18 protein-coding genes are annotated in these 20,017 nt (G+C 41.4%); 10 read left to right on the forward strand and 8 right to left on the reverse strand.

Annotated elements, in window-relative coordinates; translation table 11 throughout:
- Nucleotides 1-13: 13 nt before the first annotated feature.
- The 7 genes from P1X15_RS05800 to P1X15_RS05830 form a co-directional block, all read right to left on the reverse strand.
- Nucleotides 14-352: a PadR family transcriptional regulator gene (locus P1X15_RS05800; protein WP_122933608.1), complete on the reverse strand. Its 339-nt coding sequence runs from the start codon at nt 350-352 to the stop codon at nt 14-16.
- A gap of 133 nt (nt 353-485) precedes the next feature.
- Nucleotides 486-920 carry a DUF5990 family protein gene (locus P1X15_RS05805; protein ID WP_277337202.1) on the reverse strand — a complete coding sequence of 145 codons (435 nt, stop codon included), beginning with the start codon at nt 918-920 and terminating at the stop codon, nt 486-488.
- Between the two features lie 52 nt (nt 921-972).
- Complete coding sequence (locus tag P1X15_RS05810; RefSeq protein ID WP_277337203.1) at nt 973-1,308, reverse strand: translation initiation factor; 336 nt, start codon at nt 1,306-1,308, stop codon at nt 973-975.
- 68 nt (nt 1,309-1,376) lie between these two features.
- A complete protein-coding gene (locus P1X15_RS05815) occupies nt 1,377-4,460 on the reverse strand; it encodes a leucine-rich repeat domain-containing protein (RefSeq protein ID WP_277337204.1) in 3,084 nt (1,027 codons plus the stop codon).
- Complete coding sequence (locus P1X15_RS05820; RefSeq protein WP_277337205.1) at nt 4,457-5,590, reverse strand: hypothetical protein; 1,134 nt, start codon at nt 5,588-5,590, stop codon at nt 4,457-4,459. Before P1X15_RS05820 ends, P1X15_RS05815 begins: the two co-directional genes overlap by 4 nt.
- 73 nt (nt 5,591-5,663) lie before the next feature.
- On the reverse strand, nt 5,664-6,683 hold the full coding sequence (locus tag P1X15_RS05825) for a MoxR family ATPase (protein ID WP_277337206.1): 1,020 nt from the start codon (nt 6,681-6,683) through the stop codon (nt 5,664-5,666).
- Nucleotides 6,680-8,608: a CHAT domain-containing protein gene (locus P1X15_RS05830; RefSeq protein WP_277337207.1), complete on the reverse strand. Its 1,929-nt coding sequence runs from the start codon at nt 8,606-8,608 to the stop codon at nt 6,680-6,682. The genes P1X15_RS05825 and P1X15_RS05830 overlap by 4 nt, the downstream gene beginning before the upstream one ends.
- A 362-nt stretch (nt 8,609-8,970) precedes the next feature.
- Here P1X15_RS05830 and P1X15_RS05835 point away from each other — a divergent pair, with 362 nt between their 5' ends.
- From P1X15_RS05835 to P1X15_RS05855, 5 genes are all read left to right on the forward strand, one after another.
- Entirely contained in the window at nt 8,971-9,741 is a 771-nt protein-coding gene (locus P1X15_RS05835) for a hypothetical protein (RefSeq protein WP_277337208.1), read from the forward strand.
- Between the two features lie 62 nt (nt 9,742-9,803).
- The gene (locus tag P1X15_RS05840; protein WP_277337209.1) at nt 9,804-10,535 is read left to right on the forward strand and encodes a fatty acid desaturase; all 732 of its coding nucleotides are present in this window, start codon (nt 9,804-9,806) and stop codon (nt 10,533-10,535) included.
- A 56-nt stretch (nt 10,536-10,591) separates the two neighbouring features.
- The gene (locus tag P1X15_RS05845; RefSeq protein WP_277337210.1) at nt 10,592-11,719 is read left to right on the forward strand and encodes a hypothetical protein; all 1,128 of its coding nucleotides are present in this window, start codon (nt 10,592-10,594) and stop codon (nt 11,717-11,719) included.
- 4 nt (nt 11,720-11,723) lie between these two features.
- On the forward strand, nt 11,724-12,386 hold the full coding sequence (locus P1X15_RS05850; protein ID WP_277337211.1) for a thiamine diphosphokinase: 663 nt from the start codon (nt 11,724-11,726) through the stop codon (nt 12,384-12,386).
- 37 nt (nt 12,387-12,423) lie between these two features.
- Nucleotides 12,424-13,533 (forward strand): mandelate racemase/muconate lactonizing enzyme family protein, encoded by a 1,110-nt coding sequence (locus P1X15_RS05855; RefSeq protein WP_277337212.1) that lies wholly within the window; start codon nt 12,424-12,426, stop codon nt 13,531-13,533.
- Between the two features lies 1 nt (nt 13,534).
- On the opposite strand, the gene P1X15_RS05860 is transcribed toward P1X15_RS05855, so the two are convergent.
- Entirely contained in the window at nt 13,535-14,107 is a 573-nt protein-coding gene (locus tag P1X15_RS05860; protein WP_277337213.1) for a DUF6962 family protein, read from the reverse strand.
- A 298-nt stretch (nt 14,108-14,405) separates the two neighbouring features.
- Between P1X15_RS05860 and sucD the strand changes: the two genes are divergently transcribed.
- The 5 genes from sucD (at nt 14,406) to P1X15_RS05885 (ending at nt 19,908) form a co-directional block, all read left to right on the forward strand.
- Nucleotides 14,406-15,281 (forward strand): succinate--CoA ligase subunit alpha, encoded by an 876-nt coding sequence (gene sucD / locus P1X15_RS05865; protein WP_277337214.1) that lies wholly within the window; start codon nt 14,406-14,408, stop codon nt 15,279-15,281.
- A 95-nt stretch (nt 15,282-15,376) separates the two neighbouring features.
- The gene (locus P1X15_RS05870; RefSeq protein ID WP_277337216.1) at nt 15,377-16,555 is read left to right on the forward strand and encodes a DUF4271 domain-containing protein; all 1,179 of its coding nucleotides are present in this window, start codon (nt 15,377-15,379) and stop codon (nt 16,553-16,555) included.
- A 32-nt stretch (nt 16,556-16,587) separates the two neighbouring features.
- The gene (locus P1X15_RS05875; RefSeq protein ID WP_277337217.1) at nt 16,588-17,370 is read left to right on the forward strand and encodes a uroporphyrinogen-III synthase; all 783 of its coding nucleotides are present in this window, start codon (nt 16,588-16,590) and stop codon (nt 17,368-17,370) included.
- Between the two features lie 205 nt (nt 17,371-17,575).
- Nucleotides 17,576-18,547 (forward strand): type IX secretion system membrane protein PorP/SprF, encoded by a 972-nt coding sequence (locus tag P1X15_RS05880; RefSeq protein ID WP_277337218.1) that lies wholly within the window; start codon nt 17,576-17,578, stop codon nt 18,545-18,547.
- Between the two features lie 254 nt (nt 18,548-18,801).
- Nucleotides 18,802-19,908, forward strand: a complete 1,107-nt coding sequence (locus P1X15_RS05885; protein ID WP_028668064.1) for an SUMF1/EgtB/PvdO family nonheme iron enzyme — start codon at nt 18,802-18,804, stop codon at nt 19,906-19,908.
- The last annotated feature ends 109 nt before the right edge of the window (nt 19,909-20,017 follow it).

Consider the following 20,017-nt stretch of genomic DNA (forward strand, 5'->3'; position numbering starts at 1 on the left):
CTAAACTGTAAAACTATTGACCAATCAACTGCAACTTTCCCTGCGGAATGGCTTTCCAAAGCTGATCGCGCAGGACTTGAATTTCCTGTAAAGCGCGGCTTCCTAAGGCCGTTACGGTAAAAAATCGTTTGCGGCGGCCTCCGCGTTCGGCCGTGGCTCCTCCCATTTGGGAACTCAAAAACCCTTTTTCTTCCAGTCGATACAGCGTAGCGTGTACCGCACTGATGGTAATGTTTCGCCCCGTTTGTTGCTGCAACTGCTCCCAAATAACGACGCCGTAGGCATCTTCGGAACAGCCTGCAACGACTAACAAAACGATTTCTTCAAACTCACCTAGAAAAGTTCTTTTCATTGAAATTGGGATTCAGAATGATTAGTTATAATAATGCAAATCAAATCTTGTGCCAGCCGCTAAAGTGGCTCAATTTGGCCTTTTGAAGCCTATAAAGAAGAATGAAGATGTCCAAAAACGGACAATTGCTGTACTATTGTGGACAAGTAAAAAGTACGTTTTTAGCGCCGCCGCAATTGGGGCCACCGTCTTTACCAACGCCTGGCACGCGTACTTCCAACGCTGCTTGTTGCGTAGTTTCCAATTGCTGAATCAGTTCCCACGTAATACTTTTCAAAGGGATTTTTAGCCGACGGCTCCACAGGGTATCGAGTTGCCCCGCCGCTCGGCCAATGTCGATATAAACAAAACGTTCTTTGGGAGAACCTTGAGTCACCGCACCTAGAAAAACGGGCGAACCATCCGCCGAAGGCTTCACGCGTACCGATGCTTCAAACGTCAGGTCTTCGCCTGTTGATTTTTGTTTTTGAAGCACCGCATAGTTGTGCCCACTACCCTCCTGAATCCCAAAATCGGTAGCAGGCGTTGGTTTTTCTAAAATAATCCGAAGTTTGATTTCTCGTTCCATGGCTTGAGTGATTTTGAGTAAATATAGAAGGGGAGCGGGCAAAATAGAAGGATTAGCCTCCTGCTTTTTTGGCTTTATAACCTTTGGCAAGAAGCCAAGTTAGGATTTTGTCCCTAAAATCTCCTTGAATCAAAATTTCGCGGTCTTTGGCCGTGCCTCCTGTGCCACAGAGGGTTTTGAGTTGTTTGGCAAGGGCTTCCATATCTCCGGTTTTGCCGGTCCAGCCTCGGATGGCCGTCACTACTTTACCGCCGCCTTTGCGCTCAAGCCAGACCTTCAATTCTTGTTGATTGGGGGCGGGCGTAGCTGCCTCTTCTTCTGAGTCGTCGTTGTATTGGAAGTCAGGGTTGGTCGAATAAACGATACCGCTGCGATTTTGTTTAGCCATGATTATCAAATTTGAATGCTCGAAATAGTAGTTTTTTGGTCATTTTTCAAACAGAACCCCTAAAATCGCTAATATTTATACAGCAAATAATTTATATCTGAATGGTCTGCCAATATACGTTTCATGCCTTCAAATGCGACTTCTATGTTTTGGTTTAATACATAATGACCATAAAAAGCCTCCGTGGCGAGTTGTGCGGTGGCGTCGTTGAGTATTCCGTCTACGCAGATGATAGGCGAATGCTTTTGAGCATACAGTAGCTCCGCTAATGCGTTTGAATTACTAAAATTTAAGAAAAACACCGTTCCTGTTGGGTATTCTAAAAAGAGTTTGGAAGTAGGAAGAATGTCTTTATCCAAAAACAAGGATTCGGAAATGTGAACAATAAGATTTTTGAAAAAACTGTAAGGAAAAAAGAAGATTTCATCCGCTCTTTCTAAATAAGAACTAAAGCTAATAAATGGTAAAGATATGTAAATTGTAGCTGGGTTTTCCCAATCGTTTTTTGATAAATAAAGAAGATAATGCTCCGGATAAGGGCGGATAGAACGCTCATATTGTGTACGAATCGTGTCTATATGCGATGCTAATTTGTTTTTGGTGCATTTGTGCAATTCGGGCGGGAGATTGAGGATTGGATTGCGGCGTACATCAATAGACCGCAATTGGGGTGTTTGCGTAGCTGCGAAGGGAATGATTTCAATTTTGTTGTTTTCAAATGAAATAGATTCCAAGGCAGGGTGTCGCCACATCCACTGAGGCAGGGCCGCAATTTCGGCATCGTCGATTTTGAGATGTCGTAATTTTTGGAGGGTTGAAAGGAAAAAAGGAAGTTCTGTGATTGGGTTTTTGCTAGCGTAAAGCTTCTCTAGATTTTCAAATTGCGCTAGATTATCAGGCAATTCCGTGAGTTTGTTATTGTACAAATCAATACTTTTCAAATCAGTAAGTTCCCACACTTGCGGGGGCAGGGCTTCGAGTCCGAGGCTGCTCAAATCCAATTCTCCCGATTCTTGGGCTTTTTGCAAGCGTTTTTGTAGTTCATTTTCAAAGCCTAATTGCGCCAAATCCCTAATCCATTTGTTGAGGGCAGGTTGCCAATCTTGGTAATGTTCTTCAATTTCTCGTTCGATTTCGGGCGCAAAATTATATTTCTGAAAAAGCGATTGAGACAAAGGCTGTCGCCTCGAAAAAATCGGATAATCACGCAAAGAACTTGCTTCAAAATTGCAGTTTTCCCACAGTACACTGCATACCACTCGATTTTCAAAGCGGTTCAAGTACGCAATAAGCTGCGAAACCTCCCCATGTCGCATAAAATCAAGGACCAAGGCTTGATTCAGAATGAACACAATCACGTGTGCATCTCGCAGGGTGTGAAGATTGTGCTCAAATTCCTCTTCCACCAGAACGCTGTCTTTCAAGCCCGAACGGTCTTGTTTGGTAAATAAGCTAATGTCTTCTATTTCAACGTTATATAGGAGGGTTCGGAGATAAGATTGTTTGAAAATAGGAATTTGTTTTACGCTCATTCCCGACGAAACACGCACCACTTTGAGTTTAGGGGCGTTGCGTAGGAGGGCATATTTTTCAAGGGTTTTTGTGAAGTTTTCTAAATTCATTTGCTCCCCAAAATCATCGGCAATGGTTTGTGCATCTGCTTCAAATTTTTCCGTCACAGCATTGATATAATCACAATCAAACAATAATTCTTGCCTATAAACATCATACTGCTTGCTATTGTCTAGGAAAGCAAGGTGTTGATCTCCAGATAGTTTTGGGTAAGGTAGGCGAGAGTCATTTTGAATTCTTTTAAAAACTTCACGAATAAGTCTTTGATAAGTAATAATGGGAAAATCATTAATTACACTACATATTGATTCCGTATAAAATGAAAGTCCATTGAGAATAGTTCTATTGCTTTGCAAAGCAGTTGCAATCGTAATATGCTTTTCATTATTAACAATACGCCACTCAGTATCAGTAGTAGGAATATCTAAAATGGATACTACAAAAGGATTTTGTGAACTTGCAGAGGCCAGAGCAGATTTATATTCTGCTTCTGAAATGTAACTTGACTCGTCCAAAGAAGAAGTGTCATGAGCAAATATTTTGTCAGGGGTATTTCCACCAGAGGTTATTACGCAAATTACTATGTCTTGGACAGATGCTTTTTGAATTGTATCCTGTAAAGTTTGCAGGATAGCATCTTTCGTAGCTTGTTCATTAATGAGTTTTTGGATTGAATTAACTCCAAATTTTTCTTGTAAACTCCTTGTCCAGTTATCTATGTTTTGAAAAGAGGCAACTCTTTGGGAAGAGGATTCTGTAAAAAATCGGCTATTGATGCGTACCAAAATCGCATAAATCACTCCTTGATTTTGCTCGGTGGTGGCGTTTATTTCCAAATTAGCCAAAATCTCTTTTGGAATAGCGACATTCAGGCCACTTTCGCGTGGATTTTGTAACAAATGAGCTATCGATGCAAGGGTATTTTGAGCTTCGGAAATTTGGCCTTTTTGGTATTGTTGGAGGCTTTCGCCAAGTTGAACCAGCGCCGACAACGACTCATTTTTAGGAATTGTGCTTTCGGATTGCTGTGCCCATTGATTTCGGTTTTTTACCCAACTCACAATGTAATCCCTCAGCACTTTGCTACCTGCTTCGTGTTGGCGAGTGGTGAGGAGTTGTTGTAGCAAATGCGCTACTTTTTGGGGCGATGAAATAAGTTCAGCCCCGATTTTGAGGGCTACGGCCAGTGCTTCAGAAGGGATTTTGTCGCGGCAAAAATCCAAATAACGAAGCGTAAACTCAGCAAGTGCTGCCACCGTATCAGGCGGCAAACTTTGCCATAAAGCAGCTCGAAGTGAAGGATATATTTCGTACAAATCATAGCCGATTTCGCGACAAAGCGGCGATAATAGCAAATCGCCAACGGCATTGATAGGAGGAGAGGTATCGGGAGTGGGATTGTTTTGACAGAAATTGAGCCAAATTTTATAGGCTAAATCAGTGGTAAGTGCTACCGGAAAGGCCGCGCAACGCGCCAACCAAAGATAATCGGGGGTAGGAAAATCGCGCACAAAAGCCTCCAAACGGCTGCGGTCGGTAGGGTCGGGGAGGAGGGCAATAAGGGCAGCGAGATGATTCATAGTTCCAAAATCAGGCGTTTGAGTTCGTCGTTGCTAGGATAATGTACCCGTAGCAAAAAAGCCAGATAATCGGCGGCTGTTCCAGTGGTGTTTTTGACGGGATTGAGCCATACCAATCGCTGTGTGGTATTTTTGATGGTATTTATTAAATTCAAAAAAACAGACAGCCGCTCAGTGTCAAATCGGCGACGGGCGGCTCCTGCGTCGCTGAAAAACACAATCGCCGTTTGTTTGGTACAGTTTTTCAAAATCGCCGATAAGGTTTTGACTTCTGTGTGTGAGCGATTAGTGAAAAATTTAAAATCGGTTTCTTCGGGCGAGGGATAATCATGGAAAAAATACTGTTCCGTACGCTGAATATTGGGCGTAGTTCGCACAATATCAAGCAATTGTTTTTCCCAAACTTCATAGGGCAACATCGACCCGCCGTGGTCAGAAAACCAAATCACTTGCTGTGTACCCACGTTTTGACGATGGTAAGGAAGCTTGTTGATGATGCCTTCGCGGGCTATTTGCTGTACCAAAGCCGGCACATCTAGGCGATTGGTGGTGCGTTTTTGGGTCGGAACGCGCATTTTACGCCAATTTTGTGCTGCTTTACGTACCGTAAAAGGAATGTGTTTTTGTTCAGAAAAGATAAAACTTACTTCCTTCGCCGAAAAAGTGTGCGGTGTTTCCGCCTTCCAACCTTCTCCTTGGCCGCTGTCAATGTTGAGTGCCACTTCGACGGTATCAAAATTTACAGAGGGAGGCGAATCAGCAGATGGCGCAGGTGTTGGAGAAGGAGTAGAGGATTCAGGAGGTGGCGAAGCGACGTGCTGTAGTGAAGAGAAGGCTTCTTCTGGAATATAACTATCGGTGTTGGTTACGGAAACTTTTGAGATTTGGGATTGAAGAAATTGCGCGGGCACTTTGGCATAATAGTATTCAAACAATTCCTCAAATTCTCCGCGCTGATTAGGCCGACTTAGCCAGACGGTTTTACAGAAATTCAATAACTCTGCTTTGGTTTCAAATTTTGATAAAATAAATCCTCGCAAAAACAATTCGTATTGTTCCCAACCCAACTCCCACCCACGGCTACGTAGAGTTTGGAAAAAATCATAAAAGAGCGCCGTTGATTTTGCCATAAATTTTAAGTTGAATTTTGTTTGGGAACCCCTAAACCCCTTTCCTGTAGCCCTAACTATAGATAGCCTTCAACTAACGGTTGGATTTATAATCGTCTAAAGTTTTGAAAAGTACTTCCGGAAAAAGAATGCTCGTAAGTTCTTCTTTATCATTAAGTTGAAGGCGAGATTTGTCGGTGAAATAATAATAGTGAATTACGCGAAGCCAATCCAATAGTTCACTTGTAGAGGGAAGTTTGTCGGTCGTTTGGATGCTCGACATTTTTTTGCGTAGTTCCCCAAATTGTGCAATGATACTTTCGATAAGTGACTCAGGAAGAGCTATTTCAAAAAGTTTTTCTTGCGCTTTGGCCTTAGCGGCGACAATCTTAAACAAATCATCGGGACTCGGAAAATCGATGTAATGAAACACGCAACGGCGCAAAAAAGCGCTAGGAAGGTCTTTTTCGTCGTTGCTTGTGATGATGATAATGGGCGATTGTTTGGCTTTGATTTCTTCGTTGGTTTCGGGAATAAAAAAGCGTTTTTGGTCTAGCTCAAGCAACAAATCGTTGGGAAAATCGAGGTCGGCTTTGTCGATTTCGTCGATGAGCAAAACGGCGGGAGCTTGGGGCGTAGAGTACAAAAAAGCCTTGCCCAATGCGCCAAATCTGCGGTATTTTTTGAGGTCTTCATTTTCTATCAAGTCTTCTCCTCTTGGAATATTGGCCTCGCGAAGGCGGGCCAAGTGGTCAAATTGATAAAGCCCTTCGGTGACTTTGGTGGTAGATTTGATAAACCACTCAAAATAATACCGCCGATACTGCCGTCCGTACATTTCGTAGGCCAAAGCCTGCGCCAAGCGCGTTTTGCCCGACCCTGGCTCTCCCATCAGAAGTAGAGGGCGTCCTAGCAAGCGGGCGTATTCGACGGCGGCCACTAGCTCCTTACTTGGAAAATACGCCGGAATTACTTCCTCGATTTTGTCGTCTTTTTGGCTTTTTTCGGCGATTTTCTCTTCTATTTCATCATTACTTGGCAGTTTATAGCGTAGTTTGATGGTTTCGTTGAGCTTTTCACCTTGGTAGGTGAGTTTGTTATTGGAGAGTATCATGAGAGTTCGAGGGCTTTGGACACGATGATATTGTAATCCGAATTTAAAGATTTGCAAATTTCAATCATTGCCGTTTTGCGCTGATTGCCTACAATCTTGTTTTTGTTGGTGATGAGTTCCTGAAAACGATGGTAGGTTTTTTCTTTGCTAAAATACCAATCATTGTACTCATTTTCGGAGAGTGGACTGACGGGCGATATTTTTTCAATCTGAACCGAAGGTAAATCTATGGCACTAGGTATAGGCAGAGAGTAAGGTTCGTAATTTAAGGCAAAAATCATAAGCGGAAACTGAATGCTATAATTTGCGTTCTGAGTGCGTTCTTCATACGTTTTGACAAGTTCATTCCAAAATTCTTTGAGAATCGTTTGTTGATATAATTCGAGGGTGGAAAAATTTACATTCTCAAAAACCAATACGAAAGGTTCTTTTTTATCTAAAATGGCATTAACGCAGGTTTTTATCATATCGGACTTAGGGGTGGTACGGAGCAATTGGATGAGAGCATACCCAAACGAAAAAGCGTCGCTAATCATGGGATTATCAGCTATTTTGAGAACCTCAACTTTGACGTTGGTTCCAATGCCCATTCGTTTCTTGATTTTTTTTACCAGCAAGGTTTGGGCGCAGTTGGGACTGCCTTCAATGAGCGTAAAATATAATTTGGGCAGGTTGGCAGAATACCGTTGTTTTTCGTTTTCAAAATCCAAATCTTCTAAATCGCGACTCAGTAAGTCTTCCGAAACTGAGAAGAAATTGGTTAAATCAGGAAGTAAAATTTTTTCAAATTTTTCGAGACGTGTCTGTAGATGAGCCTTTTTGATGATACCGTCGATTGTATTTTCGTTGGTAAAAAAAGCCGAATAGTTTTGAGCACTGGGAATAACCAAATGCGGGCCAATCCCTTGGGTAGCCAGAAAACCAAAAGCAGCTCCGTGCGAGGCATCAACGTTGATAAATATATGATTTTTTTTCTCTAACAACCCTATTGCACTTTGGTAGAACACACCTAAATCAATCGCATAATCTTCATTAAGAAAATGAACAATCACGCTGGCTGCATTCCATTCTTTGATTAGGTCTTCATGAGAAGGATTAGTTTGTTCGTCGATTTCCCAGAGACTATTGATGAGTATTGGAAATTTGGGATGATTGCTATTGAGAGCAAGAAGGTCATAGAATTCACGTTTTAATTTGCCATACAGACAAAAAACCTTTTTACGGTTATCATCTTTTGCTTCGCTCAAAATATACTTTTTGGGAGGTAACAGACACCAATTTTGAATATCTTCAGTGGCATTTTCATAATATATCTCCCACGCAAACTCTTGGCTTTGAGCGTTAGGAGGAGATTTTAGCCCTCGAAAATGATACTTCTTAGAAAGTGAATCTGGAGTGGTTTTAAAAAAAATACTGGTGTCTTCGAAGGCTGCGAGTAGGGTTTTGCCTGCTTGTCCGCCGAGGGTTTCATAAAACTTAGCGGCAATCAATGAAGCATCATTGTCACTGACTTTGTCGGTAGTACCTACCACAATAGGCACGCCTGCGTTGCTAAGTTCTTTGGCGATTTCGGCTGAATAACAGCTGTTTAAGAAAATGAATTTAAGGTTTTTTTGATTTTTGAGGTAGGCTACCAAATCTTCTTTTTCGAGTAAAGTAGGTACGCCATTTTGTTGGCCGATGAGGGCTTCTTTGTTTGAGTGCCCAATGTAATGTAACATCCTGATTTGGGATGAAATATAGGCGTCGTTAAATTCAGTGGCTAGTTTTTTGAACGAAAAGTCGGAAAGTTCACGCCAATTGGCATAGCCTTTTTGGCGGGCTTTGGTAAGGGCATTTTGAATAGAATCTATTTCTTTATCCACTTGAGGCAAGGGATTGGAAGGTATATTGGCATGACCTATGATAATAATACTGGGCATCATCTATATGGAATTCTTCATTTGTAAAAGGCTGTTCAATTTTGTTTTTAATGAACCAACAAGTTACCAATTTTTGATGAGATATTGAAAAATGTCCCGCGTAGAGACGTTGCACTGCAACGTCTCTACTGCAACGTCTTATTGCTGCAACGTTACATTTACAACGTTGCACTGCAACGTCTCTACTGCAACGTCTCTTTGTGATGATGTTATAGATTGACACCGTTGCATTGCAACATCTTTTTGTAATTGACAATGATGTAGAACAACAACGTTGCAGTGCAACGTTGCTACGGAATTCTGGTGTTGTTATTTATGGAATAAAATGTTACCTTTCTATTCCAAAAGATTTAACAGATTTCGTTATGAATATTCATCAATTTTATCTTAAACACATAGCCAAGCAGACGGGCTATCGTGCTACTTGGGAGCCTAATCGACCGCTGTTTGTGGGTGCGATTGGTAAATTAGAAAGAGGTGTTTTTACGATTTTTACCAATCTCGAAAAAGAGGGTATCATCCCCGAAGTAGTTGAAGATGAGACCGAAGGGTTTTGGGACTATACTTCCTATGATTCGGTATCAATCAATTTCAAATTGGCTGGACAAGCGCCTCTAGCGGGCAGTGCACTTACAGAGGCAGATGCGGGTGTTACGATTGATTTCAAGAATAATGAGGCAGTGGTGTTTCAGGCCGATAAAACCCTCACTCACCAAATCATCAACATGGCCGAAATCGAAAAAGCTATCATTGAAAAATACCGAAAAAAAGAATGGCCCAAAGATTGGCTGATCGTAGTGCAGCTTATCGAAGCCGAATCGGCCACTATTATTATCTCCAACAGCCCTAGCAATCAGATTGATTTAAAGGCAGAAGCCAATGTAGGAACCTCTCATTTGAAACTAACCGACGCCTCGCTTGGGCTACATCTAGTAAGAGAGCAAGGAAGTAGCTTTAAGATTTTGGCTAAGAATGGAATCACACCTCTTTACCGAGTGATGGGGATTAGGCATCCGCTTTTTGGAAAACCCGGCCTTTCGACTAAAAGCCTTACTGAAGAAACGGACGAAGTATTGGAAGTGCAGGACTTTGACCCCGAAGAACTAAACAGCGTAGATGGAGAAACAAATGGGTAGGGATTTGTGTTAAAACAAAGGCAAACAGCTTTGGGCTGTTTTCTTACTCAAATCCCTTTGAAATGCATTCGATTCCTGTCATCAAACCTAGCGATATTGGCAACCGAGGCCTCTGGATTGCCTTTATTGTGTTGGGTTGTTGGGGAGGGAGTTTATGGTTTTTACTCCACTATCCTCTTCATTTCAATGACCCCCTTGTATATTTGTTTGTGCTAGTTCAAATGCATCTTTATACGGGGGTGTTTATCACAGCGCATGATGCTATTCATGGCGTAGTGTCGCCTCGTTATAAGTCCCTCAATTATTGGATTGGTTTTATAAGCGCTTCATTGTTTGCTTTCAACAATTTTAAAACACTTTCATCGAAGCACCATTTGCATCATAAGCACGCTGCTACACCCGACGACCCCGATTACCACGACGGGCATCCCCATTTTTTTCTGTGGTTTATAGCTTTTGCCAAAGAGTACATCTCGATTGGGCAGATTGTGTTGATGGCGATTACTTACAATATCCTCAAACTCTGGTTTCCGTGGGAAAACCTTGTTGTTTTTTGGATGATTCCCGCCGTGTTGAGTACCTTTCAATTGTTTTATTTTGGGACTTATTTGCCCCATAGAGGAGAGCATCACAATCCCCCTCTCAATGCCCGCAGCCAATCACTCAATCACCTAAAGGCGTTTTTGAGTTGTTACTTCTTTGGGTATCATTTGGAGCACCATGCTTATCCGTATTTGCCGTGGTGGCAATTGCCCAAAGCCCGTGAAAAAGTAGAACAGGCCATGCAAGGATAGTACTAAGTGACCAAATTGGGAAGTTTGCCGTATCTTTGGAGCCTAATCATGGGCCTATGATGCAATATCCCCGACCTCTCACGCCTTCACTTTTGGTTTTACAATTTTTAGTAATTGTAGGTGTGGTTTGGCTCAAATTAAGAGCAAATGCTTCTTATTTCATAACGCCCGATTCGCAATACTATCTGCAAGCGGCCCACAATCTGCTGCAAGGGAAAGGCTATGTGGTTGATTTTGAGGGTAAAGAGACTTTCTGTGCTATATGGCCCGTAGGGTATTCGGCGTGTATTGCGGCCGTATCTCGGCTTACAACTTTACCGCTCGAAATAGCTTCAAAATGCGTGAATCTAGGTGCAGTTGGAGGTTGTTTTTGGTTGATATACCGAAGGTTTTCGGAGAGAAGCTGGTTTGTGGGGCTAGGATTGATGAGTTCTTCTTTTGTACAATTATACACCAACACTTGGTCGGAGGCATTGTTTATCTTTTTTGTGTTGGGATTTGCATTTTCGTTTGAAAAAAAAAATCAAATCCAAACATCCGCGCACGAGTTAGAGTGGATGGTTTGGCTGATAGGAGCTTTTTTGGTGCGCTATGCTGCCGTCTTTTTGTTTATTCCATTGATTTGGTACAAAAAATGGCGCGTTATTCTTTGTTATTCATTGTTTATTGGGATTTATCTCAGTTACAATTTTTATCACACAGACACTTTTACGGGAGGGCATGGTTTTTGGCCAGAAGAAGCTTTTTTCTCTCGGATTGTTAGAGGGCTTCGAGGCTTAGGTGAAGAGGTTTTGTTTTTTGCTTTGAGAGATTGGGATTTGAAAACTCTTGCCTCACACACGCCGCTCAAATGGGTGATTTATGGTGTTGCTTTCCTTCAACTTGCCATCATAGGGGCTGCGCTTTACAAGTTGTTTTTTATTCAAAAATATAAGGAGCATTTTTCTGACAAAATAATACTAGAAATAGCCTTTGCCTATTTGTTTTTTACAATTGCTATTTATCTTACAGATGTATCTATTGAGAGCTTGTATTTCAGGAGATTAGTGCCGTTTTCGTTGTTGACGGTGGTGGCAGGATTGGGATGGGTTTCATCACAAAAAGCAGTATTTGAACAAACCAAATGGTATTTTGTCGTTTTCTTTGTGCTATCGCTTGTTCATGCGCTACCTAAAAGCTATTAACAAAATGTCATCTCATCATATTGTCCGCGAAAAACAAGAACCTGCTCTGCTCATTGCCAATGGAGAAGGCTGTAGTTTTGAGCTTTTAGGGCAGCTACTAGAATGGTCGCCGTTTGTAGTGGTGCTTGATCACGCTATTCATCGCGTGCTGGAGTTAGGTATCAAAGTAGATGTGTTGTTGGGGGATTTTGATAGAGATATAGATGTTGAAGAATTACAAGCAAGTCAATACCCTTTAGAAATCATCGACGCACCCGATCAAGACAAAACTGATTTGGAAAAGGGGATAGAGTTTTTGATTGAAAGAGGTTTTCCTGCGGTCAACATTGTGTGGGCCACGGGGCGTAGAGCCGACCATAGCCTTACCAATATGACCAATATTGTACGCTACAAATCCCAAATCAAAATAGTGATGTTGGACGATTATTCTAAGATTTTTCCTTTGGTCGATGCTTTTGAGAAATGGTACGAAAGCGGCACCCCTATTTCGCTCATACCGGTTGGATTGGTGGAGGGTATTACCACCGAAGGTCTCAAGTACAATCTTGAAGATGATTTTTTGAAATTGGGCTATCGTAGTGGTAATAGCAACGAGGCCGCAGTGGATGGTTTTGTCAAAATTAGGGCCCAAACAGGCGATTTATTGATTATGGAATGCTGGGATTAACCAACAAATATTAACCACAAAAATTACATTCATCAACATGCCTACTATCACACGCATCGAAGTCTATAAATTTAATATTCCCTTGCAAGCTCCTGTCACGATTGCTATCGGGACTATCGAAGAAGCTCGTAATATTTTGGTCAAAATTCATACCTCTGATGGGGTGTATGGCGTAGGAGAGGGGGCACCTTTTTGGATGATAGTCGGCGAAACCCAAGCCTCTGCGTATGCTGTTTCGTATGATTTTGCAAAGTTATTAATTGGCAAAAACCCTTTAGATTTAGAAGGATGTATTCTCTCTTTGGACAGATATTTGGCGGGCAACCCTACTGCTAAAAGTGCTTTTGATATGGCACTTTATGACTTAGCTGCCAAATATGCCCAAATGCCCTTGTATCAATTTTTGGGCGGGAGCAAACGAAGCATTGTTACGGACGAAACTATCTACATTGCCACACCAGAAGCAATGGCCGCCGACGCCGTCAAAATCAAAGAACGAGGAGCTGAAGCAATCAAAGTAAAATTGGGAACAAATGCCAAAGATGATATTCGGCGTATTGCGGCGATTAGGGAGGCGATTGGGCATGAGATACCCATCCGAACAGATGCCAATCAGGGGTGGGACTATGTAAGTGCACTGACTGTACTGAATACCATTGCCGATTGGAATGTAGAATATTGCGAACAGCCCGTCAAACACTGGGACTATAAGCATTTGGCTCGATTACGTCACCAAGCACGCGTACCAATCTGCGCCGATGAATCATTGTTTTCGCCTCAAGATGCTATTAAACTTGTTACTGACGAAGCGGTAGATTATTTCAATATCAAACTCTCCAAAAGTGGCGGACTCCGCAATGCCGTCAAAATCAATGCTATCGCTGAAGCAGCGGGAATCAAATGCATGATTGGCTGCATGTCAGAATCCCGCTTGGGGATTTCGGCCAATGCTCACTTTGCTTCTGCTTTGCAGAATGTGGTTTTTTATGACCTAGATTCTCCCTTCGAACACGCCCAAAATCCGATTTTAGGAGGAGTTTATTATCAAAATCATTATGAAGTAATACTGCCCGACGCGCATGGACACGGAGCAGATGTTGATGCAGATTTCCTACAAAGAATGGAATCTTTTGCGGTGGAATCTTAGCTTAAGTAGCTTTGCCAAAACACCATATCATAGCTGCTAACGCATAATGATAGGTGTCGGTAGCATTGAAAGGCAAATGATTTTGAACTACTTTGGTAGCTATTCCTAAAATCATGACACCTATCACAATCCAAATGGCCTTTTGGTATTTTCGCAGTAAACCAAAAACCGCAATGAGCATGACAAGTAGCATCGTAAAAGCTTGGACTACTGAATCAAATACCTGAAAACTAGGATAAAGAAGAAATACAAAGAGAGAAAGACCTACTCCAATTGTTAAAATAAAAGCAGGGCGTGTAATAGTCTGGCGCATGACAAGCCCCCATATGGCTACTACGACAGCACTAAGCCCCACACTACCTGCAAGTACCGAAAGAGAACGATGAGTAGGAGTAAGTTCTTGAAAACCTAAGTAGCGAAATACGCCCGCAGCCGCAGCCAAAGCAATCGTAACCAGAAATATTCCCCAGAGAAGGCGGTTATAAAAAGGCTGATAGGCGAAGAACTTAAAAAAAACAACGATGCAGATGATAGAGACAACAGCGTCAGAAATAGCATTGGAAAGTTGAACCATCAGTTAAAAAATAGGTTAAGAGTTAGGATTTCAAGAGATAAGGCCTATTTGGGAATTTAGACTCATAAGACGCATCGCTAGAAGGTAATTAATGACCCAAAAATGCTTTAGCAAGGTATCAGTATTTCACCGTTTTTGAGGGCAAGTGAGACAGTTTTTTGTTATTTTTTAATTTTTCTTGGACTGTAGCTTTTGTACTTTCTTCATTTAGACCTACTTTTACTGGAAAATTTTGGGCTCCTGTCTTGAATAAAATAAAGTTAATCATCTTGAACCACGCAATTTATACTAACCACCAATGAGCGTATTAGTCAATAAAAACTCAAAGATAATTGTACAGGGCTTTACAGGCTCTGAAGGTACTTTTCATGCCCAACAGATGATTGAGTACGGTACCAATGTTGTAGGAGGTGTAACTCCAGGCAAAGGCGGACAAAGTCACTTAGACCGTCCTGTATTCAATACTGTAGCAGATGCCGTAAACGAGACTGGTGCAGATGTCTCTATTATTTTTGTGCCACCAGCCTTTGCCGCTGATGCTATCATGGAAGCTGCTGATGCCGGTATCAAGGTGATTGTGTGTATTACAGAAGGTATTCCTACCAAAGATATGATGTTGGCAAAAGAGTACATTAGTACCAAAGATTGCCGCTTAATAGGCCCTAACTGCCCAGGTGTAATGACTGCTGACGAATGTAAAGTAGGTATTATGCCAGGTTTTATTTTCAAAAAAGGAACTATCGGAATCGTATCTAAATCAGGAACTTTGACATACGAAGCTGTAGACCAATTATCGAAAGTAGGTCTTGGACAAACTACTGCTATCGGAATTGGAGGTGACCCTATCATTGGTACTACTACCAAAGAAGCCGTAGAACTTCTCATGAATGACCCCGAAACCGAAGCAATTGTGATGATTGGCGAAATCGGTGGAAGCATGGAAGCTGATGCCGCTCGTTGGGTAAAAGAAAATGGTACCAAGCCGGTAGTAGGATTCATCGCAGGGCAGACTGCTCCTAAAGGTCGTCGTATGGGACATGCTGGGGCTATCATTGGCGGAGCCGATGATACCGCTGCTGCTAAGATGCGTATCATGCGTGAGTGTGGCATTCACGTAGTAGAATCTCCTGCTTTGATTGGCGAAACAATGTTGAAAGCATTAGGCAAAGCCTAAGCAAAATGAATATTATCTTTTCTAAATTTGCAGGCAGTTTGGGTTTCCAAGCTGCCTGTGCTTTTATATAGAAGATTGAAAAAGGATTTCTCGGCATGACAAAGAACAAAACTCTTCGTAGTTTTAAATACGCTGCATTACTCTGGTTGTTGTGCTATGCAGCACCTCTTTGGGCTGAGGTTGGGCCAAACAAACAATACTTTTTGGTAAAAGATTTGTCGCAAGATTGGATTGTGTATGACCAAAGAGAAAAAGAATTTGTACCCTATGTAGCGGAGCAGCACAATACCCAGTTGTCGGTCAATACTATCATAGATTTAGAAAGTAACCTTCATTATAACCTTCTTATCTACGTCGAAAACGACAACTACTTGTTTTTCAACGGAGCCTTGCAAGATAATCTAAAAGCGGGTCAGTGGAGAGTGATGAAAATCGACAGCTTATACAAGATTTATAAGATTCCACAGTTGATGATTACCATCTATGGTACTCCTGGACAGTTTGGAAAAACGGTGTTTATTGGACATCAAAAAGCCGCTATCGAAAAGTTGATTACTATCGAAGAAGAATCATTTTTGAATCTTAAGCCAAGAGAAGAAGCCGAAATGTCCAACTTTTTTATATTGGCAATGCTACTCTTATTGGGCTTTATGGCTTTTCTGTTTAATGGGTATCCAAGGGCTTTTGAAAAGATGTACAGCATTGGAGACTTGCTGCAAGTGGATGTCAGAGATGAGTCATTTTTAATCAACAAGCCTTTTAGCCGTGTCAATATATTGTTTTTGGTATTATTGAGCTTAGAAGTGGCTTATTTGTATCTTTTTGCACAAGACAAACAATATAATTTATTTTCTTCTAAAGAGCTTTTAGTAGGTGGCCAATCACAGCTAGATCATTGGTTTACTTTTTTCAAAATAGCCATATTGTGTTTTGTAATGCTGATTTTAAAATACCTAGGGTTGTATATTCTAGGTACCTTGTATCGGATAGAAGGTATAGCTAATCTCCATTATTTCAAGGTAGTACAGTCGTCACTTTGGTTTTATGGGATTATTTTATTGGTGGTCTCAGTGACTTCTTTTTATGTGTTAGAGTGGTCTACTCTTCTGCGTACAATGCTTATTATACCAGGGGTGATTTTCTATGTTTTAAGAACAATTTTAATCTTCTTTACAATTACGAGCAGCATAACAGTGAAAAATTTATATATAATTTCGTACCTTTGCATCGTCGAATTTATCCCCCTCATCATCGGGGTTAGGTATGCCCTTTAGGTAGTTGGTGGCTTTCCCCTCAAATTTCAGATATGAGCGAAACGATTTTGATGCAACAAGACCGATTGAATAAAGTAGCGAGCATTTTGGTGAGCCAAGCTCGCCCCACAGACGAAAAGTCCCCTTATTTTGAGTTGGCAAGTAGATACAATCTCAAAATTGACTTCCGCCCTTTTATCGAAATCCAGGGGATTGCTTACAAAGATTTTCGTAAGCAGCGGATCAACATTATGGAACATACGGCGATTATTTTTACAAGTCGTAATGCCGTAGATCATTTCTTTCGTATCTGTAAAGAAGCGAAGCTCGAAATGCCAGCTGAGATGAAGTATTTTTGTGTAACTGAGCAAACCGCCAATTATCTCCAAAAATACATTCAAATTAGAAAACGTAAGATTTTTGCTGGCCAAAAAACAGCTGCAGATTTGTTAGATTTGATCAAAAAGCACAAAAACGAAAAGTTTTTGTTTCCATGTTCTGACAAGAGACGTAATGATATCCCCGAATTTATGGGAAACTATGATTTACATCTTACAGAAGCCGTAATGTATGAAACAGTATCGTCTGATTTGTCTGATTTAACAGAAGTCTTTTACGACATCATTTGCTTTTTTAGCCCTTCAGGCATTACATCTTTGTTTCATAATTTCCCTGGTTTTGAACAAAACAAAACGCGTATTGCCGCTTTTGGCCCTACTACGGCCAAAGCCGTAACGGACGCAGGGCTTATTTTGGATATTGAAGCTCCTATGCCAAATGCTCCGTCTATGACAGGTGCTTTGGAGATTTATATCAAAAAAGCAAATAATCTCTAGTCGTCTCAGACAACTAGATGATTTCTTAGTAAAACTAGCTAAATAGCGCAGCTTCTTACAGAAGGAAATAGTAATCATGCTTTGGCTATTTTGCAACATTTAAATCATTTTATGCGTTTAGATAAGGGTTGAGATTTCAACCCTTTTTTATTATCAAATTTTTTTCGCTTATTGTCGTTTGTATTGAAAATAGCAATTGATACATATGAAATACCCTCGACTTCTCCTTTTTCTTATTATTGGTTATTTGAGCCAAATCCCTAATCTCCATGCCCAGCAAGATGCTCAGTTTACAATGTTTATGTTTAACCAATTGTACTGGAATCCAGCTACAGCAGGGGCAGATGGTACTACTCGGTTTCAACTTTTGAATAGGATGCAGTGGCAAGGCTATCAGACTACTTCAGGAGATGGAGGGGCACCCAATACATTGATTTTTTCGGGTAGTGTGCCACTTAATTTCATGAAAAGTGCCGTAGGAATTCATTATGTCAATGACCGAATCGGAGCTACGGGGAGTCAAGAAGTACAACTTTCATATGCCTACCGTGTCAATATCAACGACAATTTACTAGCTATAGGAGCACGTGTTGGATTCCAAAATCGCTATATAGACTTTAGTAAACTTATCCCGAGAGAGCCTGGAGATCCACTCATTCCGGTAGGGCGTATTGGTCAGACCCAGCCAGATATTTCGTTAGGAGTACATTATGATGCCACTACTTTTTTTGTGAGTGCGAGTGTGAGTCATATCAATCAACCAAAATTTAGTTTGGGTGGAGACGCTTCCAATAGCACCTTAGCACCTAGTGCCTATATAATGGCAGGATACCGGTGGGAGCCACTCTATGGGCTTGAGATTCAGCCTATCGCCTTTGTGAAATCGCCAGTAGCTTTTAGTAGCAATACATTGTCGGTAGAAGGAGGTGTAATGGCAACTTGGGATGAATGGGTTTTTGGAGGAGTTACGTATCGGCTCCAAGATTCTTACAATATCATCGCAGGAATCAACTTGCTCAGTGATAGGTCATTGCGGATAGGAGCTGCCGTTGATTTGATAGGGCGTACCAAAGATATAAAAGCACCTGCTTCTTATGAAGTGATGCTATCTTATGCTTTGCCAGCCTTGACCAAAGGTAAGCGTACGCCTGTGCGAACACCAAGATTCCGTTATTGATTTGCTGAAATTTTAAGCCATTCAAAAGTTTTTTTTGTACAAAGAATTTTTGGCAAAATTTTTGTTAATCAATTACAATGCGCCGTTTGATAAAAATATGACAGTTTTTTTAGTACTTTTGAACAGTTTTTCCAAACTTTGAGGAATAAGAATTGTCTCCGGATAGGAAAAAAGATAAATTTTAAAATTAGCACACAATAAACACATAGAACTTCGTTTTCTATACTGAAATTTTGAATTTAACGGGAATAACCATGAGCAAAAGGGTATTTTTCGGCTATGCCACCAAAGGAACGTGGATTGTGATGGTAGCGATGATGCTACAAAGTTGCGGGTTTGTCAAAGACAAATTTGGCAAAAACAGTAAGGGAGGTAAAGGTGGAAAAAAAGGAGCCAAACAAGAGGTAGGGGTTCGTAATGGGGAGGTGATTGCTGCTGGTCGAAAAGACTATAAGCAAGATACCCCTTATGGCATGGTCCTTATCCCATCGGGCTCTTTTATGATGGGGCAAGCCGATGAGGATGTGGCCGCCACTCAAGTTAACTTCAACCGCCGAGTGACCATCACTTCGTTTTATATGGACGATACGGAGGTTACTAACAACGAGTATCGCCAGTTTGTAAATGCCTTGATGACAGATTCATTGTCGGTATTAGGTGAAGAAGAAATTATGGCGAAGTATCATCCAGATACTACTGTATGGAAAAAAGATTTTACCTATCACAACGGCGACCCTATGCTAGAGTATTATTACTCTCATCCAGCATTTGATACGTATCCAGTGGTGGGAGTAAGCTGGAAAGCTGCTCGTTATTTCTCTGAATGGCGTTCTAATCTCTACAATGATCATCGTGCCAAAGAAGGTAAATTCCGTTCTCCTAAATTCCGCCTTCCAACCGAAGCCGAATGGGAATGGGCTGCTAGAGGTGGTCGGGCCTCGGCCAAATACCCTTGGGGTAATCCTTACGTAGCCAATGGAAAAGGTTGCTTCTTGGCCAACTTCAAACCTCAAAGAGGAAACTATGACGCAGACGGATACCCTTATACCGCTCCTGCCAATGCCTACAATGCTAACGATTATGGTCTTTACAATATGGCGGGTAATGTGGCCGAATGGACTCTTGATGCTTTCGCAGACAATGCCACTGTTGTAAACTGGGATATGAACCCTATGAATGACAACCCTGATGAGCCTCGTAAAATCGTGCGTGGAGGGTCTTGGAAAGACGTAGCCTACTTCCTTGAAACAGGTACCCGCAGCTGGGAGTATGAAAATAATACTCGCTCCTACATAGGTTTCCGCTGCGTAGTTGAAAACTTGGCGGGTCGGACTGCAACTACTCGTGGCAAAAAAAGATAAATCTTAAAGTATTCAAATAATTTTTAGGGTGCTGCCCACCAAGCGGCAGCACCCTCCTTTTTGTACGACCCTAATTAATTATAACTGATTCTATTAACTAATTTTTTTT

Source organism: Runella sp. MFBS21, from assembly GCF_029433105.1.
Classification (GTDB): domain Bacteria; phylum Bacteroidota; class Bacteroidia; order Cytophagales; family Spirosomataceae; genus Runella.

What these genes read in the sequence shown, in the direction of transcription:
- P1X15_RS05805 (WP_277337202.1), bottom strand. Translation starts at nt 920, where the DNA reads ATGGAACGAGAAATCAAACTTCGGATTATTTTAGAAAAACCAACGCCT.
- P1X15_RS05810 (WP_277337203.1), bottom strand. Translation starts at nt 1,308, where the DNA reads ATGGCTAAACAAAATCGCAGCGGTATCGTTTATTCGACCAACCCTGAC.
- P1X15_RS05880 (WP_277337218.1), top strand. Translation starts at nt 17,576, where the DNA reads ATGAAATACCCTCGACTTCTCCTTTTTCTTATTATTGGTTATTTGAGC.
- P1X15_RS05870 (WP_277337216.1), top strand. Translation starts at nt 15,377, where the DNA reads ATGACAAAGAACAAAACTCTTCGTAGTTTTAAATACGCTGCATTACTC.
- sucD (WP_277337214.1), top strand. Translation starts at nt 14,406, where the DNA reads ATGAGCGTATTAGTCAATAAAAACTCAAAGATAATTGTACAGGGCTTT.
- P1X15_RS05855 (WP_277337212.1), top strand. Translation starts at nt 12,424, where the DNA reads ATGCCTACTATCACACGCATCGAAGTCTATAAATTTAATATTCCCTTG.
- P1X15_RS05815 (WP_277337204.1), bottom strand. Translation starts at nt 4,460, where the DNA reads ATGAATCATCTCGCTGCCCTTATTGCCCTCCTCCCCGACCCTACCGAC.
- P1X15_RS05820 (WP_277337205.1), bottom strand. Translation starts at nt 5,590, where the DNA reads ATGGCAAAATCAACGGCGCTCTTTTATGATTTTTTCCAAACTCTACGT.
- P1X15_RS05830 (WP_277337207.1), bottom strand. Translation starts at nt 8,608, where the DNA reads ATGATGCCCAGTATTATTATCATAGGTCATGCCAATATACCTTCCAAT.
- P1X15_RS05885 (WP_028668064.1), top strand. Translation starts at nt 18,802, where the DNA reads ATGAGCAAAAGGGTATTTTTCGGCTATGCCACCAAAGGAACGTGGATT.
- P1X15_RS05860 (WP_277337213.1), bottom strand. Translation starts at nt 14,107, where the DNA reads ATGGTTCAACTTTCCAATGCTATTTCTGACGCTGTTGTCTCTATCATC.
- P1X15_RS05840 (WP_277337209.1), top strand. Translation starts at nt 9,804, where the DNA reads ATGCATTCGATTCCTGTCATCAAACCTAGCGATATTGGCAACCGAGGC.
- P1X15_RS05825 (WP_277337206.1), bottom strand. Translation starts at nt 6,683, where the DNA reads ATGATACTCTCCAATAACAAACTCACCTACCAAGGTGAAAAGCTCAAC.
- P1X15_RS05800 (WP_122933608.1), bottom strand. Translation starts at nt 352, where the DNA reads ATGAAAAGAACTTTTCTAGGTGAGTTTGAAGAAATCGTTTTGTTAGTC.
- P1X15_RS05875 (WP_277337217.1), top strand. Translation starts at nt 16,588, where the DNA reads ATGAGCGAAACGATTTTGATGCAACAAGACCGATTGAATAAAGTAGCG.
- P1X15_RS05835 (WP_277337208.1), top strand. Translation starts at nt 8,971, where the DNA reads ATGAATATTCATCAATTTTATCTTAAACACATAGCCAAGCAGACGGGC.
- P1X15_RS05850 (WP_277337211.1), top strand. Translation starts at nt 11,724, where the DNA reads ATGTCATCTCATCATATTGTCCGCGAAAAACAAGAACCTGCTCTGCTC.
- P1X15_RS05845 (WP_277337210.1), top strand. Translation starts at nt 10,592, where the DNA reads ATGATGCAATATCCCCGACCTCTCACGCCTTCACTTTTGGTTTTACAA.